Here is a 16,191-nt window from a genome sequence, read left to right as displayed (position 1 = left end):
TGTTCGTTGTCGGTTCAGAGTGGCAAATCGCGTGCGCAGGGCAGGGACGGGACGCCGGCGCCGCTCACGGGGGTCGCGGCCTGCACGGCGCGCAGCACGGCGCGTGCGGTGACTTCGACGGCGAGCACGCCCATCACGGTGGGCGGCAGGGACGCGTTGGCCTTGCCGGTGGCGAGCGCGAACACGGTGTCGCCGTCCACGGGGGTGTGCACCGGCACGATGCTGCGCGCCAGGCCGTCATGGGCGATGCGCGCGAGGCGATTGGCGTCTAGCTTGGTCAAGGCGGCATCGGTGGCGACGATGCCGAGCGTGGTGGCTGCAGCGATCTGCAGGTGCCGCGGCAGCTGGCCGTCGAGGATGGCCCGTGCGCCGCCGACGATGGTCCGGCCATCGTCGCTGCGGACCCCGGCGACGATGCGGCCAGTGGACGGGTCGACCACGTCGCCGGTGGCATTCACGGCCACCATGGCTGCCACCGTCACGCCGTGCAGCGTGATGGACGCGCAGCCGATGCCGCTCTTCATGCCGCGCTCGATGCCGAAGAGCTTGCCGCAGGCGGCACCGGTGCCGGCGCCGACGCTGCCTTCGGCCGGCGCGTCCGTGCCGGCCGCCACACACGCCGCGTACCCGGCCGCCGCATCGGGGCGGATGGATGGATCGCCCATCATCAAATCGAACAAGATGGCCGACGCCACGATGGGCACGCGCACCGGGCCGGCCTGCACGCCGATGCCGCGCTCCTCCAGCCAGCACATCGCGCCGGCCGAAGCATCGAGGCCGAAGGCGCTGCCGCCGGCCAGCATCACGGCATGGACGACATCCACCGAGTTCAGGGGCGAGAGCAGGTCCGTCTCGCGCGTGCCCGGCGCGGCGCCGCGCACATCCACGCCGCCGACCGCCCCTTCAGGCGCGATGACGACCGTGCAGCCCGTGGGGCGGCGCGTGTCGGTGAAGTGGCCGCACAGCAGCCCGGCGACGTCGGTGATGGAACCCGCGGACATGGCCCTCATCGGGCAGCGGGCAGGCCTTGCTGGTCCACGTCGAAGTACGCCAGCAGCACCAGGCCGACGATGGACGAGATCGGAAAGCCGAGGAAGGCGACGAGCACCCACACCCAGGCTCTGCGGTTCAGGTGGTGCGCGGCCATGCCCACGAAGATGAAGTGAAGCGCCATGCTCGCGGCGATGACGCAGGCCAGCAGGACGGTCTTGCCGACCTCGACGGACTGCGCCTCCACCGTGTGCTGAAGCAACAGGTACAGGCTCGCGCCGAAGGCCACCAGCGAGGCCGTGGCAGCGCTCATGGCGCGGTTGGCGGACGGATTGCTCATCGGGCGAATCTCCCAGTCTTCCCGGTCAGGAATCGCCCGATTATGGTCCGCCTCGGACGGCTCGCGTTACGCGAAGACCCCCGCCGTGTCCTGCATGCGCGCACTGACCTCGCCCAGCTGGTGCATGGTGTCGCCGTAGCTCATCTCCAGGGCCGTGAGGCGCTTGAAGTAGTGGCCGGCGATGTACTCGTCGGTCACGCCGATGCCGCCGTGCATCTGGATGCACTGCTGGCCCACGAAGCGCATCGAGTTGCCCAGTTGCACCTTGGCCTGTGCCAGCGCCCGGCGCCGCGCTTCGGGGCTGTCGTTGAGCTTGAGGCTGGCGTAGTAGCTCATCGAGCGGGCCAGTTCCAGCTGCATCTTCACGTCGGCCGTGCGATGGCGCAGGGCCTGGAAGCTGGCGATGGGCACGCCGAACTGCTTGCGGGTGTTGAGGTACTCCACCGTCGCGGCGAGCAGCTTGTCCATGACCCCCACGGCTTCGGCGCAGCTTGCGGCAATGCCGATGTCGATGGCGTGCTCCAGCGCGGCGAAGCCGGTGCCGGCGGCGGCCAGCAAGGTGGCGCCGGCGTTGCTGAACTTCACCTCGGCGGCGCGGGCGCCGTCGACGGTCGGGTAGCCCTTGGTGCTCACCCCTGTTGCACTGCGCTCGACGATGAAGAGCGCGATGCCCTTCGCATCGTCGGCCGCACCCGACACGCGGGCCGGCACGATGAAGGCATCGGCCTTGTCGCCTGCCGGCACGATGCTCTTGTCACCGGTGATCGTCCAGCCCTTGCCGTCTTGCCTGGCCGACGTGGTGACGTGGTGGAGCTTGTAGCGTGCGGCACGTTCTTGCTGGGCCAGCACGACGAGGGCATCACCCGACGCGATCTTCGGCAGCCACTGCGCCTTCACCGCCTCGGGTGCGTAGCCTGCGATCACGCCGCCAGCGATGAGCGCGCCCTGCGCGAACGGCTCCAGCACCAGGCCTCGACCCAGCTCTTCCATCACCACCATCGCATCGACCGGGCCGAAGCCCATGCCGCCGTGCTCCTCGGGCACGTACAGGCCCGTGAGGCCCAGGCCCGCGAGTTCGCCCCACGCGTCGCGCGAGAAGCCGCCAGCCTTGACCACGCCACGGCGCTTCTCGAAGTCATAGCCCTTGTCGACCCACTTGCGAACCGAGTCGCGAAGCATTTCCTGGTCGTCTGAGAAATTGAAGTCCATGTGAATGCTCCTGCTCGATCAGCCCAGAACGACTTGCGACACGATGTTGCGCTGCACTTCGTTGGAGCCGCCGTAGATGGTGGTCTTGCGCATGTTGAGGTAGGTGGCGGCCAGTGGCGGCACGTGGGCCGCGCCCACGTAGTCGCCCTGCCAGCCGGCTTCCATCGCCTCCTGGATGAAGGGCAGGCTGTAGGGGCCGGCGGCCAGCATCATCAGCTCGCTGTAGCGCTGCTGGATCTCGCTGCCGCGGATCTTCAGCAGGCCGGCCACGTCCAGCGACTGCTTGCCGCTGCTCTCGGCGGAGAGCACGCGCAGCACCATCATCTCCAGCGCGACGACATCCACTTCCAGCGCCGCGATCTGGTCGCGGAAGCGCTGGTCCTCGTAGACGCCTTCGGCCTTCGCGATGCGCTTGAGCCGCTCCAGTTCGCGCTTGGCGCGGTTCACGTCGGCGATGTTGGTGCGCTCGTGCGCCAGCAGGTACTTCGCGTAGGTCCAGCCCTTGTTCTCTTCGCCCACGAGGTTGTCGGCGGGCACTTCCACGTTGTCGAAGAAGACCTCATTCACCTCGTGCTCGCCGTCCATCGTGATGATGGGCCGCACGGTGATGCCCGGGCTCTTCATGTCGATGAGCAGGAAGCTGATGCCCGTCTGCGGCTTGCCGTCGGTGCTGGTGCGCACCAGGCAGAAGATCCAGTCGCCGAATTGTCCGAGCGTGGTCCAGGTCTTCTGGCCGTTGACGATGTAGTAGTCGCCGCGGCGCTCGGCGCGTGTCTTGAGCGAGGCCAGGTCGGAGCCCGAACCGGGTTCGCTGTAGCCCTGGCTCCACCACACCTCGCCGCTCATGATGCCGGGCAGGTGGCGCTTGTGTTGCTCGGGCGTTCCGAAGGCCATGATGACCGGCGCCACCATCACCGGGCCGAAGGGCACGACGCGCGGCGCGCCGGCCAGGGCGCATTCCTCTTCGAACAGGTGGCGCTGCACGGCATTCCAGCCGGGGCCGCCAAACTCCTTGGGCCAGGCCCAGCCATGCCAGCCCTTCTTGCCGAGGATCTTCGCCCAGCGCTGCAGATCGTCCTTGCTCAGCCGAAGGGCGTTGTGCACCTTGTGGCTGATGTCCTGGGGCAGGTTCTCGGCCACCCAGGCGCGGATCTCCGCGCGGAAGGCCAGTTCCTCAGGGGTGAAATTCAGGTCCATCGCGTTGTCTCCTGCTGTGCCGGATCGGCTGTCCGACCGCTCATCGAGGTTTTAGCACGACCGTTCTATTGCGCCATGTCCCAGCGGAGACATGGCGGCCTACCGATATTCCCCGATTTCCGGCCGGCGGTGCAATTCTTCCCGCCTGGCGGGTGACGAGGCCGGCGCCATCCCTAGCTTCACTGAAATGTTGCAGCGCACACCCCGACGAACCCTCCGCGCGGGGAGTCCGATCACTTCAACCCGCCCATTCAGGGAGAAACAAATGACATCTCAATTCATGCCCAGGCTCGCACTCGTTGCCGCATTGGCGGCCGGTGCCTCGCAGGCCGCCACGGCGGCCACCATCGGCTTCGATGCCTTGCCGGGGAACACCGGCGACAGCTTCAGCAGCATCGTCGAAGATGGCTTCACCGTCACCACGACTTCTGGCGACTGGAAGCAGGCGCATGCCTATGGCGCGCCGCTGCCGAGCGTGTTCGTGGAGGACCTGCGGTCCACGCCCTTCGGGGCCCTGCAGGTCACCAATGGCGGCCTGTTCACGTTCGACTCGCTGGACCTCGCCGCCTACTGGTCGGGCGTGGGCTACGAGGTCCGCGGATGGTTGGGTGGCGCAGAGGTCTTCGACTTCGCCTCCAGCCAGGCCGCGGGCGGTTTCAACACCGTGCACAGCACCTCATCGCAGGCCATCGACCGGCTGACCATCGACCTTTCAGGCGGCGGGCCCGGCTCGTTCAACGTGGACAACATCCGCGTGGACGCCGCCGTGTCGCCGGTGCCGGAACCCGGCACCTATGGGCTGATGCTGCTGGGCCTGGGGCTGCTGGGCGCCTTCATGCGGCGCCGCCAGCGCGGCTGATCAGGCGGCGAGCACCGCGCCCCACAGGGGAGGCAGCCGCAAGGTGGTCTGCCCCTGTGCGGATGCCACGATGGCGCCGCCATGGAGCCGATCATTCCATCCTGCGGGCAGGGCGAACGCAATGACCACCTCCTGCTCCTGCTCGCTGCGGTTGATGGCCACGATGGCTTCGTCGCCGCGCAGGTGGACCAGCACCTGCCGGTCGTCGTCGCACAGCAGGGTGCGGACTTCGCCGGTGCGCAAGGCCGGGATGGCGTGGCGCAGGGCGATCAGCTGTTGGTAGGTGGCGTGCAGCGCCGTGTCAAAGGCGATCTTCTCCGCCTTCGCGCGGGGCTTGCCGTCCGGACCCATCGCCTCGTCGTCGTACTGCAGCTCGGGCCACAGCATGGGTTTGCGGCAGCAGGGGTCGTTGGCGCCGTACAGGCCCGCCTCGTCGCCGTAGTAGACGAGCGGCGCACCGAGGTAGGTCATCTGCCACAGGGCGAAGAGCTTGTGCAGCTGGCGCTCGTGGGCGTTCGGCTTGCGTGTGTCGAACAGCGGCGCGCGGGAGTCGCGCGGGTGGTAGGTTTCGTCGAAGGCGCGGTAGTCGAGCCGGTCGCGGTTCACGGCGTGCGAGGCGAGGCGGGCGGTGTCGTGGCTGCCGAAGAGGTTCTGCTGCACGGGCGCGACGCAGGCCGGATAGGCCTCGCGCAGTTCACGCAGCAGGCCGTCGAATCGGCTGGTGGCGATGCGCGTCGTGTCGCGGAAGAAGTACTCGTCGCAGGCGAACGCGAAGTTGTAGTTCATCACCGCATCGAACTCATCACCTTCGAGGTACGGCACGTTGAAGGCGACGTCGCGGATGTTCTCCGCCACGAGGTAGGCCTCGGGGTTGATGGATTTCACCAGCGCGCGCCAGTCCTTCCAGAAGCCGTGCGGCACCCAGGGCGCGACGTCCAGGCGCCAGCCGTCGATGCCGCGCTTCACGTCGCCGTGCGGCGCGAGCCAGCGGCGGGTGGCGGCGTAGATGTAGTCGCGCGGGCCGGGGGCGAGGTGGTCGCCGACCTTGCGCAGTTCGGGCAGCGTCGAATAGCCGCGCCAGGCTTCGTAGCTGAAGGCCTTGCCTGCCGCCTCGTCGCGGAACTGGTGGACGATGAACCAGTCGGCGAAGCGCGAAGCCTGCTGCTTCTCCTTCAGGTCGCGAAAGGCCCAGTGGCTCACGCCCACGTGGTTGAACACGCCGTCGAAGATGATGCGCATGCCGCGGGCGTGCGTCTCTTCGATCAGCTTGAGCACCAGCCGGTCGGCCGAGGTCCACACCCAGGTGCTGGGGTCGTCGGGCACTTCGCTGGCCATCAAGGCGCGGTCGCCCTGGGGGTCCGGGCCGAAATGCGGGTCGATGTGATGCAGCGACGCACCGTCGTACTTGTGGTGCGAGGGCGAATCGAACACCGGGTTCAGGTAAATGGCGTTGATGCCCAGGTCCTGCAGGTAGGGCAGCTTGGCGATGATGCCGGCGAGGTCGCCGCCGTAGCGCCGGTCGTGCATGCTCATCCACGGGTCGCGGCCCTCGCCGGCTTCCCAGTTCTGGCGCTCGTACCAGTCACCGGTCCAGCGGGTGGGCGCCCAGGCATCGTCCGTGCTGCCGCCCAACCGGCCGCCTGCAAGGCTTTGGGCCGTGGGATCGTTGCTGGTGTCGCCGTTGCAGAACCGCTCGGGAAGGATCTGGTACCAGATGGCGTGCTGGGCCCACGCCGGGACGAAGGAAATGCTCGAATTCATGGGGGGAAGCATGCGCAAACACGCATGCTATCGAGCATTCAAAGGGCGTGGTTGTGTAGTTGACGTAGTGTCATCAACCTCGAAACCCCGATGTAACTGCCGTGAATATTCAACGCCGCTCCAGCGTCAGCACATCGTTCTCACGCTTCATCTGGAAGCGGGTGAGGAAGCTGTTGCCGAGCAGCACGTTGGGCATCGGCATGGGCACGACCAAGGCGTCCACGTTGTAGACCTGGACATCGCCCACCCGCACGGTGTTCAGGTTCACCCGGTACACGGGCACCTGACCGTTGGCGGTGTTGGCGAGGCCCCGCTCGCCGCTCTTGTACTTGAGGCCGATGCGTTCGGCGTCGGATTCACTCATGGCGACCATGGTGGCGCCGGTGTCCACCATGAAACTCACGGCCCGGCCATTGATGCTGCCGCCGGTGACGAAGTGCCCGCCGGAGCCGGCCGTCAGCACGATTCGGCTGCCGCTGCCCTCGCTGTCGCCGCGGCCCAGGTTCACCTGTGCGCCGCCCAGGGTGAGCGTGGAGCGCTTGCCGTCCATCTCGACCACGGCCTCGCCCGCAGCGACGCTGATGACCTTGACGTTCTGGAAGCTCGCACCCGCGGCCAGCGTGCGCGGCGTGCCGTTGATGACCAGCAGCGCCTTGTCGCCCATGCTGCCCGACAGCGACACGGTCTGCGCGCCGGCGGCAAGGCTCATCAGCGCCAGCACGGGCGCGGCAACAAGGCGGATCAAGAGGGTCAGTCCCGGAAGTTGTTGAAGGTCAGCGGCACGTCGGCCACGTCCTTGCGCAGCAAGGCCATGGCAGCTTGCAGGTCGTCGCGCTTGGCGCCCGTGACGCGCACGGTGTCGCCCTGGATGGCGGCCTGCACCTTGAGCTTGCTCTGCTTCACGAGGGATTGAATCTTCTTCGCGGTGTCGCTGTCGATGCCGTTTTTCACGGTCAGCAACTGCTTGACCTTGTCGCCACCGATCTTCTCGATCTTGGCGCTGCGGTCCAGGTAGCGCACGTCCACCGAGCGCTTGGTGAGCTTGGCCAGCAGGATGTCCATCACCTGGCCGATCTGGAAGTCGCTGTCGGCGAAGACGGTGATTTCCTTGTCCTTTTGTTCGATGCGGGCGGAGGAGCCCTTGAAATCGAAACGCGTGCCGATTTCCTTGGAGGTCTGGTCGACGGCGTTTTTCACCTCGACCAGGTTGGGCTCGAGGACGGTGTCAAAGCTGGGCATGGGCTGTTGTCTTGTAGGGTGCCGGGGTATGGACTCGACGCGGGACGGCCGGCCCCGCGGATCGGCGAAAATTCTCGCATGCATATCGAGTCAGGTGTGAGCCTGAAACCATACAACACCTTCGGCCTGCCGGCCGTGGCGCACACGCTCGTGCGCGTGGCCAGCGACGCGGACGTGCGGCAGGTGGTCGACCACCCGCAGCTGGGCCTGGCGCCGAAGTTCATCCTGGGAGGCGGCAGCAACATCGTGCTCACCCGGGACATGCCGCAGGTGGTGGTCAAGGTGGAGGTCATGGGCCGGCGGCTGGTGGAGGAGCGTCCGGACGGCTGGCTGGTGGAGGCCGGCGCCGGGGAGAACTGGCACGAATTCGTCACCTGGACGCTGGCCAACGGCTACCCGGGGCTGGAGAACATGGCGCTGATCCCGGGCACCGTGGGGGCCGCGCCGGTGCAAAACATCGGCGCCTACGGCCTGGAACTGCAGGACCGCTTCCATTCGCTGGACGCGGTGGACCTCATCACCGGCCGCAGCGTGACGCTGAATGCGTCCGTGTGCAAATTCGGTTACCGCGACAGCGAGTTCAAGCATTCGCTCGCTGGCCGCACGCTCATCACCCGGGTGCGCTTCCTGCTGCCCAGGCCTTGGAAGCCGGTGCTGGGCTACCTGGAGCTGGAGCGCAAGGTGGCCGAGACGGGCATCACGAACCCGTCCGCGCGCCAGATCGCCGACTGGATCATCGCGGTGCGCCGCGCCAAGCTGCCCGACCCGGCGCAGATCGGCAATGCAGGCAGCTTCTTCAAGAACCCGGTGGTCACGCCCGAGCAGTGCCGCGACATCATCGGCCGCGACCCGGAGATCGTTCACTACCCCATGCCCGATGGCAGCGTGAAGCTGGCCGCCGGCTGGATGATCGACGCCTGCGGGTGGAAGGGCAAGACGGTGGGCCAGGCGGGCGTCTACGAGAAGCAGGCGCTGGTGCTGGTCAACCGGGGCGGTGCGATCGGCTCCGAGGTGATGACGCTGGCCCGGGCCATCCAGGAAAGCGTCTATGGGCGCTTCGGCATCCGGCTGGAGCCGGAGCCGGTCGTCGTGTAGCCGAGCGGTGTCACGGTGTTGTCATCGAACTGACGCACATTGACGGTCAAGCAAGAAGAAAAAGAAGATCACAACAACAAGAAGAGGAGGCATGCAATGAATGCATCACTGGGTCGGCAGGTTCTGGTTTTCATTCCCCTGCTGGTCATCGCGCTGGTTCTTGCGGTGGTGAGCGGCGCAAGCCCAAAGCTGATTCCCATCATCTGCGTGGGCGGGCTGGTGGCCCTGGCGGGCTTCAACATCTACGGCGTCTGGTGGCGCAGCAAGCGGCGGCGCATGGTGCTCGACCATCCCTTCCCGTCCTTCCTGCGCAAGAAGCTGCGCGCCCAGTACCCCACGCTCACCGAGCGCCAGGTCGATGACGTCGAGCGCGGGCTGCGCCAGTTCTTCGTGGCCAACGCCCAGTCGGGCGGGCGCTTCGTGGCCATGCCCTCCAAGGTGGTGGATGCGCTGTGGCACGAGTTCATCCTGCACACCCGGGGCTACCAGGACTTCTGCAAGCGGGTCTTCGGCCGCATGCTGCACCACACGCCCACCGAGGCCATGCCGCCCGAAAGCCTGCGCCGCGGCGACAACTTCTCCGGCCTGCGCCGCGCCTGGTACTGGAGCTGCAAGGACGAAGGCATCAACCCGCGCAAGCCGAACAAGCTGCCGCTGCTCTTCGCGCTGGACACGATGCTGGCGATCCCTGGTGGCTACAAGTACGTGCCTGACTGCACCTTGCTGGGCGCAGACCGGGGCGACACCCACTGTGCGGTCGGCTTCGCCTGCGGGTCGTCCTGCGGCAGCTCCTCAGGCACGTCGGATGCCGGGGTGTCCTGCGGCAGCGGTGACGGTGGGGATGGCGGCGGTGGCGACGGGGGAGGAGACGGCGGCGGATGCGGCGGTGGCTGTGGAGGCGGCGGCGACTGAATCGCCAGCCGGCAAGGCCATCAATTCACCGTGCGCCCCTGTGCCGGTGCGGCCGGCAGCCAGCCCAGGCTCTGGCACAGGTCCCGGGTGATCATCAGGTGCCGCTCCAGTGAATCCAGCGTGGTGTGCAGGTTGGGCCGTGCCGTTCCGGCGGCGGCCTGCTTGACTTCCTCGGCCTGCTCCACGACTGCGCGCAGCCCCAGGCTCAGCGCCGCGCCCTTGAGCGCGTGGGCCTGGTTCCACACCGTGCTGCGGTCGCCCGCATCGGCCGATTCTCGAAGCCGCGACAGCATGGCCGACTGCGACTCGAAGAAGCTGCCGAGCAAGGCCGTGTACTTCTGCGGCGACAAGGTCGCATGGAATTGCTCGACCGTGGCACGGTCCACGATGTCGGCATGGCTGTCAGGCGCAGGCGCCGAGGGCGGCGCGTGTGAGGCCGACGGCGCCCCGCCGTAGCGCACCAGCAGGTCGCGCAGTTGCGGCAGGTGCGCGGGCTTGGTGATCATCTCGTCCATGCCGGCCAGGCGCGCCTGTTCCTGCGAATCCTGGAAGGCATCGGCCGTGAGCGCCACGATGGGCATCGCGCCGCGCGGCAGCGGCAATGCGCGGATGGCGCGCGCCGCGGCGAAGCCGTCCATCACCGGCATGTGCAAGTCCATGAGCACGATGTCGAAGTCCTGCTCCTGGGCCGCGCGCACGGCCTCCTCGCCGTTCTCGGCGAACACCGCCTGGTGGCCCAGCTTGTCGAGCACGGCTTCGAGGTAGATGCGATTGACGGGGTGGTCTTCGGCAACCAGCACCTTGAGCATGCGGCCGGGGCCCTCGCTGCCCGTGGGCGGCAGATGGGCGCTGGCCGAGGGTGGCCCGATCTTCAGCAGCGGCACCGAAAACACGAAGGTGCTGCCTTCGCCGGGCGCGCTCTTGACGGTGATGTCGCCGCCCATCAGCCGCGCCAGGCTGCGCGAGATTTCCAGGCCCAGCCCCGCGCCACCGTGCCGGCGCGAAGTCGTGTCGTCCCCCTGCACGAAGCGCTGGAACACGCGGGCCTGGGTGGCCTCATCCATGCCGATGCCGGTGTCGATGACCGAGAACACCACGCAGCCTGCCGCCGGGCCGGTACCGGCTTCCACCCGCAGGTGCACATGGCCCACGGCCGTGAACTTCACGGCGTTGCTGAGCATGTTGAACAGGATCTGCTTGAGCCGCGTCGGGTCGGCGCGCACCCAGCGCGGCACGTCCGAATCCATGGTGACGTTCAGCGACAGGCCCTTGGACTGGGCCTGCACGCGCATCAGCGCATCCACGTCGCGCACCAGCCGGGCCAGGTCCACCGGCTCGGGCACCACGTGCAGGCTGCCGGACTCGAGCTTGGAGATGTCCAGGATGTCGTTGAGGATGGCCAGCAGGTGGTGTGCCGATTCCTTGGCCGTGTGCAGGTAGCCCGCCTGCTGCGACGACAGCGGTGTCTCCTGCAGCAGCGACATCATGCCCAGCAGCCCGTGGAAGGGCGTGCGGATCTCGTGGCTCATGTTGGCCAGGAACACGCTCTTGGCGCGGCTGGCGGACTCGGCCTCGGCGCGTGCGGCCGTCAGCCGGTCTGCCAGGATTTCCAGGCGCTCGCGCCGCTGCAGCAGGGCGCGGAACTGCCGCAGCACCACGAAGGCGAACACCAGCAGCAGCACGCACTGGAAGAAGGTCAGCGCGATGCCTTGCTTGCTCTGCGTGCGCACCGCGTTGTTGCGCTGGGTGACGCGCTCGTACAGCAGGTGCGAGGCGCTCAGCGACAGGTCATGCAGCGGCACGCTCAGCGTGTCCAGCTCGGTCTGCAATGCCTTGAGTGTGTCCGGGGTCAGCTTGGCCTGGGGGGTCTCGCCGAAATATCGGTCGGCGTGCTTCACGAAGGTCCGCACCTGGGCCATGGTTGGTGCATAGCTTGCCTGTGCGGCCATGATGCGCGCGGCCCGCTCATGGTCCACCAGCCCGAGCCGGCTCACGAAGATGTCGTAGCGCAGCTGCAGCTTCTGCGCGGGATCTTCCTGCGGGTTGAGGACCGCCTGCTGCATCTCGTTGCGCAGCCTCAGCTGTTCGGCCTCCAGCTGGAAGAAGCTCCAGCCGAGCGCGTCGTTCTGGAAGTGGGTGGTGCCGTCCAGCAGGTCGTACTGGCGCCATTGAACGTAGGCTGCGCCCAGCAGCGCGAGCGCCAGCGCAAACCCGATCAGGCTCAGCCAGATGCGCCGGGCACGGTCGCGCGGCGACTGGTGGCTGCCTTCGGAGATGAGCTCCTGGTTCACCGCAACTCCAGGGCCTTGAGCTGCCAGGCAGCGCGGCTGTAGTTCACCGCGTTGCGCAGCTCGGGCCGCGCGTCGAAGGGGTACATTAGCACCAGCGGGCCCTTGTCGCGCACCAGCATGGGCTTGTCGTCCAGCGCGTAGGCCACCAGCACGTCGCCCTTCAAGGCGTCATCCACCGGGAACTCCACGCGGTAGTCGTTCAGGGCCACGGCCTTGGCGGTGCGGGCCTTGGAGCCGACGGCGGCCAGCAGGTCGGCCAGCGCCACGCCCGTGAACTTGCGCGGCTCGGCATACCAGGGCGTGCGGGTCATGAAGCTGCGCTGCGGCAGTTTCTGCAGCATGGCCATGTCGAAGGCAGCGCCTTCCGGGGCATTGCGGTTGGCCACCTCGCCGGTGACGGTGAGGATGACCTTGCCGGCGGGAGGATCCAGCGCCCAGGCCGACGGCGAAGCGCACAGCACCGCCCACAGGGCGGTGCACAGGACAGCCAAGCGCGGCTTCGCGGACAACAACAGGTGCATTTGGGGATTTTCTCACCGGCCCAGCCCGGCGCCCCGCATGGAAATAGGGGGGTGGGCGCTTGGCGCTCCCGCCGGCTCAGTCCTCCGACTCGTCCCATTCGATCTGCGCCCCCAGCGAACGCAGGTTTTCCACGAAGCGCGGATGAGCCCGGCGGATGGGGCTGGCGTTGCGGATGACCGAGCGTCCGTGGGTGCAGGCCGCCACCATCAGCAAGGCAATGGCCACCCGGATGATGTAGGGGCTCTCCACCTCCGCCGGCACCAGCGGCTTGCCGCCGAAGGTCACCATGCGGTGCGGGTCCGACAGGAAGGCGTGGGCGCCGAACTTGGACAGCTCCGAAGTCCAGCCCAGGGCGCCGTCGTAGACCTTGTTCCAGAACATCACGCTGCCCTCGGCCTTCACGCCCAGGGCGATGAAGATGGGCAGCAGGTCCACCGGCAGGTAGGGCCAGGGGGCGGCCTCGATCTTCTGCAGGATGTGCTGGGTGAAAGGCTCCTTCACCTTCAGCTTGCCGTCGACCTGCGCACGCGACCAGCCGCCTTCGTGCGTGATGCGCACGCCGAACTTGGCGAAGCTGCGATCGATCAGCGGGAACTGCTCCGGCGAGGAGTTGCGCACGCTCACCTCGCCGCCGGTGATCGCACCCAGCGCCAGGAAGGTGACGATCTCGTGGAAGTCCTCGGTGAAGTGGAATTCGCCGCCACGCAGGGTGTCCACGCCCGCCACCGTCAGGCGCGAGGTGCCGGTGCCGCCGATGTTCGCGCCCAGCATCTGCATGAAGCGGCAGAACTCCTGCACGTGCGGTTCCGAGGCGGCGTTCATGAGTGTGGACTCACCTTGGGCGAGCACCGCGCACATCACGAAGTTCTCGGTGGTGGTGACGGAGGCGTAGTCCGTCCAGTGCGAAGCGGCGGTGAGCGGGCCGGTGCTGGTGATCAGGAGGCCGTCGATGCCGCGGTGCACCTTGGCACCGAAGCTCTCGAACACCTCCACATGCGGGTCGATCTCGCGCGCACCCAGCGTGCAGCCCTGCACGTCATTCTCGATGCGTGCCGCGCCGAAGCGTGCGAGCAGCGGCGGCACCAGCATGATGGACGAGCGCATCTCCTCGGGCAGGCGATGGCGTGCGGGGTCGAAGAGCGTGTCCTTGTGGTGGATGTCCAGGATGCCGGTGGCAAAGTCCATCTCCACCTGGCTGCCCAGCGAGCGGAACAGCTCCAGGATCTTCTTGACGTCGGTGATCTCGGGAACGCCCACCAGGCGCACCGGATGGCGGGTCAGCAGCGTGGCGCACAGGATGGGCAGCACCGCGTTCTTGTTGGCCGAGGGAATGATGCGGCCGCTGAGTGCGGTGCCGCCGTGGACGATGAGCTTGGACATGAGTGGCTCTGGTTGATGACCAGGCCAATGTCGCCGCATCCGATGAACAGGGGATAGAAACGTGTGAAGCCTGCGTGAAAGAAGCGGGCCCAAACGTAAAAAAACCCGAGGCCCGGAGATCGGTGGGCCTCGGGTGGAATGAACCGATCCCGTGGATTGCCGAGGTCGTCGGCGAGGGTCTATCGAGAGGAGGGATCAGGGGCGGTGCTTCAAGCCGCCCCGTGGTTCAGTTGGAGGTGTCGGGAACATGCTTGCCGGTGACCACCACGCGTTCCAGCACGATCACCGGGGCGCTGGCCTTGGCGGCGGCGTGGTGGCGTTGCTGCACGTTCGTCGCGTAGGCGAACGAGGCGGTGGTCACGACGGCGAAGAGGGCGGCGAGGGCGGTGAGGCGGCTGAACATGGTGGGCTCCGTGGGTTCGTTTCGTGTTGCGATGGAACGAACTTTAGGAGCCGGCCCCGGCCCTCGAAAGCGGGTTGCGATAGAACGCTGAAAGTCGCTGACGGAATGCGAGGAAACCCGATGAAGCGGGTTCCTCGATCCGTCAAATCGGCTGTGTGCGCGCTTGGAGCCAGGCCAGCGCATCACCGCTGACCAGCGGCGACAGGCGCTCGCGCACCGTGGCGTGGTACTGGTTGAGCCAGTCGATCTCGTCGGCGCGCATCAGCGAGCGGTCGATGCAGCGGGTGTCGATGGGGCACAGGGTCAGCGTCTCGAACTCCAGGAAGTCGCCGAAGGTGTTGCCCTCGCTGGTCGTCACCGGCGCGTTCATCACCAGGTTCTCGATGCGGATGCCCCACTGCCCCGGCCGGTACAGGCCCGGCTCGATGCTGGTGATCATGCCCGGCTCCATCGCCATGGTGGCTTCGGGAATGGTCTTGCTGATGCTCTGCGGGCCTTCGTGCACGTTCAGGAAGTAGCCCACGCCGTGGCCGGTGCCGTGGCCGTAGTCCATGCCGTGCTGCCACAGCGGCGCGCGGGCGATGGCATCCAGCATGGGCGACAGCGTGCCGCGCGGAAAGCGCGTGCGGCTCAGCGCAATCGTGCCCTTGAGCACCAGCGTGTAGTCGCGGCGGTGCGCATCGCCGATGGTGCCGATGGGCCACACGCGGGTGATGTCCGTCGTGCCGCCCAGGTACTGGCCGCCGGAATCGATGAGCAGCAGGCCGTTGCCTTCCACCACCGCATGCGACTCGGGCGAAGCGCGGTAGTGCGGCATGGCGCCGTTGGCGTTGTAGCCGGCGATGGTGTTGAAGCTCAGGCCGACGAAGCCAGGCCGCTTCGCACGCGCCGCGCTCAGCTTCTCGTCGATGGTGAGTTCGGTGATGCGCTCCTTGCCCAGCGCCTGCTCGAACCAGGCGTAGAACTCGCACATCGCGGCGCCGTCCTGCGCCATGGCTTCGCGCACGTGCTGCGCCTCGGCCGGCGTCTTGCGGCTCTTGAACAGCGTGCTGGGGTTGATGGTCTCGATGAGCTTCACGCCCGCGGGCACGGCCTGCTTCAGGCCCAGCGTCACGCGGCGCGGGTCGATGAGCAGCGTGGACTTGGCCGGCAGCGCAGCCAGCGCCTGGCGCGCGTCGGCATAGGGCGCGATGCGCACGCCGTCGGCGGCCAGCACCTTCTGCAGGGCGGTGTCGACCTTGCCTTCGCCCACGAACAGCGTGGCGCCGTGGGCGTCGATCAGTGCATGCGCCAGGAAGACGGGGTTGTAGGAGACGTCGGAGCCGCGCAGGTTGAACAGCCACGCGATGTCGTCCACCGTGGAGACGAAGTGATGGGTGGCGCCGTGCCGCAGGAACACCTCGCGAACCTTGGCGAGCTTGTCGGCGCGGGAGATGGGCGCCTGCGGTGCGCGATGCTCGTACACCGGCGCGGTGGGCAGGCCGGGGCGGTCGGGCCAGACTTCGCTGAGCACGTCCAGCGCGGTGTCCAGCTTCATGCCCGCCTTGTCCAGCGTGTAGCGCAGGTGGTTGGCAGCCGACAGGCCCAGCACGTCGCCGTCCACGCCCACGGTGTCCCCGCCCTTGAGGTGCTCGACCATCCAGTCCACGTGCTGGGTGCCGGCGCCGGTGGGAATCTTCACGAGCTGGATGCCGCTGCCCGCGAGTTCGGCCTCGGCCTGCGTCCAGTAGCGGCTGTCGGCGAACACCGCGGCCTCGTCTTGTGCGACCACCAGCGTGCCCATGGAGCCCGTGAACCCGGACAGCCACTGTCGGCCTTGCCAGCGCTCGGGCAGGTACTCCGACAGGTGCGGGTCGGAGGACGGCACGAGCACGGCGGCGATGCCGCGGCGCTTCAGGACGTCCTGGACGTGTTCGATGCGAAGGCGAAAGGGCGAGGTGCGGGTGTCCATGGTGTGGTCCGTGTGGTGCCGATTCGTCGCCGGGTAGGCGCT

15 protein-coding genes are annotated in these 16,191 nt (G+C 67.6%); 3 read left to right on the top strand and 12 right to left on the bottom strand.

Translation table 11 applies throughout. The annotated features are described in order from the left end of the window. Window positions 1-14: 14 nt before the first annotated feature. The 4 genes from DZC73_RS03205 to DZC73_RS03190 all read right to left on the bottom strand — a co-directional run bounded on the left by DZC73_RS03205 (window position 15) and on the right by DZC73_RS03190 (window position 3,736). The gene (locus DZC73_RS03205) at window positions 15-1,001 is read right to left on the bottom strand and encodes a P1 family peptidase (RefSeq protein ID WP_328589471.1); all 987 of its coding nucleotides are present in this window, start codon (window positions 999-1,001) and stop codon (window positions 15-17) included. Window positions 1,002-1,006: 5 nt separating this feature from the next. Continuing rightward, a complete protein-coding gene (locus DZC73_RS03200; RefSeq protein ID WP_124538737.1) occupies window positions 1,007-1,330 on the bottom strand; it encodes a hypothetical protein in 324 nt (107 codons plus the stop codon). A 66-nt stretch (window positions 1,331-1,396) separates the two neighbouring features. Further along, window positions 1,397-2,539, bottom strand: a complete 1,143-nt coding sequence (locus DZC73_RS03195) for an acyl-CoA dehydrogenase family protein (protein ID WP_124538736.1) — start codon at window positions 2,537-2,539, stop codon at window positions 1,397-1,399. Window positions 2,540-2,557: 18 nt separating this feature from the next. After that, window positions 2,558-3,736: an acyl-CoA dehydrogenase family protein gene (locus DZC73_RS03190; protein WP_124538735.1), complete on the bottom strand. Its 1,179-nt coding sequence runs from the start codon at window positions 3,734-3,736 to the stop codon at window positions 2,558-2,560. A 265-nt stretch (window positions 3,737-4,001) separates the two neighbouring features. On the opposite strand from DZC73_RS03190, the gene DZC73_RS03185 reads away from it, so the two are divergent. Further along, entirely contained in the window at window positions 4,002-4,595 is a 594-nt protein-coding gene (locus tag DZC73_RS03185; protein WP_124538734.1) for a PEP-CTERM sorting domain-containing protein, read from the top strand. Here the strand turns inward: DZC73_RS03185 and DZC73_RS03180 are convergent, their stop codons facing one another. The 3 genes from DZC73_RS03180 to DZC73_RS03170 form a co-directional block, all read right to left on the bottom strand. Continuing rightward, window positions 4,596-6,356, bottom strand: coding sequence for an alpha-amylase family glycosyl hydrolase (locus DZC73_RS03180; protein ID WP_161974432.1), 1,761 nt, complete (start codon window positions 6,354-6,356; stop codon window positions 4,596-4,598). A gap of 109 nt (window positions 6,357-6,465) precedes the next feature. Next, window positions 6,466-7,101 carry a retropepsin-like aspartic protease family protein gene (locus DZC73_RS03175; RefSeq protein ID WP_235834966.1) on the bottom strand — a complete coding sequence of 212 codons (636 nt, stop codon included), beginning with the start codon at window positions 7,099-7,101 and terminating at the stop codon, window positions 6,466-6,468. A gap of 5 nt (window positions 7,102-7,106) precedes the next feature. Then, window positions 7,107-7,595, bottom strand: a complete 489-nt coding sequence (locus DZC73_RS03170; protein ID WP_124538732.1) for a YajQ family cyclic di-GMP-binding protein — start codon at window positions 7,593-7,595, stop codon at window positions 7,107-7,109. Window positions 7,596-7,673: 78 nt separating this feature from the next. On the opposite strand from DZC73_RS03170, the gene murB reads away from it, so the two are divergent. Together murB and DZC73_RS29610 are read left to right on the top strand one after the other, a co-directional pair. After that, window positions 7,674-8,690: a UDP-N-acetylmuramate dehydrogenase gene (gene murB / locus DZC73_RS03165; protein WP_124538731.1), complete on the top strand. Its 1,017-nt coding sequence runs from the start codon at window positions 7,674-7,676 to the stop codon at window positions 8,688-8,690. 96 nt (window positions 8,691-8,786) lie between these two features. Beyond that, window positions 8,787-9,602 (top strand): glycine-rich domain-containing protein, encoded by an 816-nt coding sequence (locus DZC73_RS29610; protein WP_124538730.1) that lies wholly within the window; start codon window positions 8,787-8,789, stop codon window positions 9,600-9,602. Window positions 9,603-9,622: 20 nt separating this feature from the next. Here DZC73_RS29610 and DZC73_RS03155 read toward each other — a convergent pair whose 3' ends face one another. The 5 genes from DZC73_RS03155 to DZC73_RS03140 all read right to left on the bottom strand — a co-directional run bounded on the left by DZC73_RS03155 (window position 9,623) and on the right by DZC73_RS03140 (window position 16,149). Then, window positions 9,623-11,893, bottom strand: a complete 2,271-nt coding sequence (locus DZC73_RS03155; RefSeq protein ID WP_124538729.1) for a hybrid sensor histidine kinase/response regulator — start codon at window positions 11,891-11,893, stop codon at window positions 9,623-9,625. Continuing rightward, window positions 11,890-12,414, bottom strand: a complete 525-nt coding sequence (locus tag DZC73_RS03150) for a molybdopterin-dependent oxidoreductase (protein ID WP_124538728.1) — start codon at window positions 12,412-12,414, stop codon at window positions 11,890-11,892. The genes DZC73_RS03155 and DZC73_RS03150 overlap by 4 nt, the downstream gene beginning before the upstream one ends. Before the next feature lie 76 nt (window positions 12,415-12,490). After that, the gene (locus DZC73_RS03145) at window positions 12,491-13,795 is read right to left on the bottom strand and encodes a UDP-N-acetylglucosamine 1-carboxyvinyltransferase (RefSeq protein WP_124538727.1); all 1,305 of its coding nucleotides are present in this window, start codon (window positions 13,793-13,795) and stop codon (window positions 12,491-12,493) included. A gap of 226 nt (window positions 13,796-14,021) precedes the next feature. Then, window positions 14,022-14,198: a hypothetical protein gene (locus tag DZC73_RS29605; protein ID WP_161974431.1), complete on the bottom strand. Its 177-nt coding sequence runs from the start codon at window positions 14,196-14,198 to the stop codon at window positions 14,022-14,024. Between the two features lie 142 nt (window positions 14,199-14,340). Further along, on the bottom strand, window positions 14,341-16,149 hold the full coding sequence (locus tag DZC73_RS03140) for an aminopeptidase P family protein (RefSeq protein WP_124539482.1): 1,809 nt from the start codon (window positions 16,147-16,149) through the stop codon (window positions 14,341-14,343). Window positions 16,150-16,191 lie beyond the last annotated feature (42 nt).

It is taken from the genome of Rhizobacter terrae (genome assembly GCF_003852895.1).
GTDB classification, from domain to species: Bacteria; Pseudomonadota; Gammaproteobacteria; order Burkholderiales; family Burkholderiaceae_C; genus Albitalea; species Albitalea terrae.
The sequence above is the reverse complement of the archived record's forward strand: the minus strand, read 5'-3'. Positions and strand labels throughout refer to the sequence as shown.

Bases quoted from the DNA above. Each gene is read 5' to 3' on its own strand.
- DZC73_RS03205 (WP_328589471.1), bottom strand. From the start codon at position 1,001: ATGTCCGCGGGTTCCATCACCGACGTCGCCGGGCTGCTGTGCGGCCAC.
- DZC73_RS03200 (WP_124538737.1), bottom strand. From the start codon at position 1,330: ATGAGCAATCCGTCCGCCAACCGCGCCATGAGCGCTGCCACGGCCTCG.
- DZC73_RS03195 (WP_124538736.1), bottom strand. From the start codon at position 2,539: ATGGACTTCAATTTCTCAGACGACCAGGAAATGCTTCGCGACTCGGTT.
- DZC73_RS03190 (WP_124538735.1), bottom strand. From the start codon at position 3,736: ATGGACCTGAATTTCACCCCTGAGGAACTGGCCTTCCGCGCGGAGATC.
- DZC73_RS03185 (WP_124538734.1), top strand. From the start codon at position 4,002: ATGACATCTCAATTCATGCCCAGGCTCGCACTCGTTGCCGCATTGGCG.
- DZC73_RS03180 (WP_161974432.1), bottom strand. From the start codon at position 6,356: ATGAATTCGAGCATTTCCTTCGTCCCGGCGTGGGCCCAGCACGCCATC.
- DZC73_RS03170 (WP_124538732.1), bottom strand. From the start codon at position 7,595: ATGCCCAGCTTTGACACCGTCCTCGAGCCCAACCTGGTCGAGGTGAAA.
- murB (WP_124538731.1), top strand. From the start codon at position 7,674: ATGCATATCGAGTCAGGTGTGAGCCTGAAACCATACAACACCTTCGGC.
- DZC73_RS29610 (WP_124538730.1), top strand. From the start codon at position 8,787: ATGAATGCATCACTGGGTCGGCAGGTTCTGGTTTTCATTCCCCTGCTG.
- DZC73_RS03150 (WP_124538728.1), bottom strand. From the start codon at position 12,414: ATGCACCTGTTGTTGTCCGCGAAGCCGCGCTTGGCTGTCCTGTGCACC.
- DZC73_RS03145 (WP_124538727.1), bottom strand. From the start codon at position 13,795: ATGTCCAAGCTCATCGTCCACGGCGGCACCGCACTCAGCGGCCGCATC.
- DZC73_RS29605 (WP_161974431.1), bottom strand. From the start codon at position 14,198: ATGTTCAGCCGCCTCACCGCCCTCGCCGCCCTCTTCGCCGTCGTGACC.
- DZC73_RS03140 (WP_124539482.1), bottom strand. From the start codon at position 16,149: ATGGACACCCGCACCTCGCCCTTTCGCCTTCGCATCGAACACGTCCAG.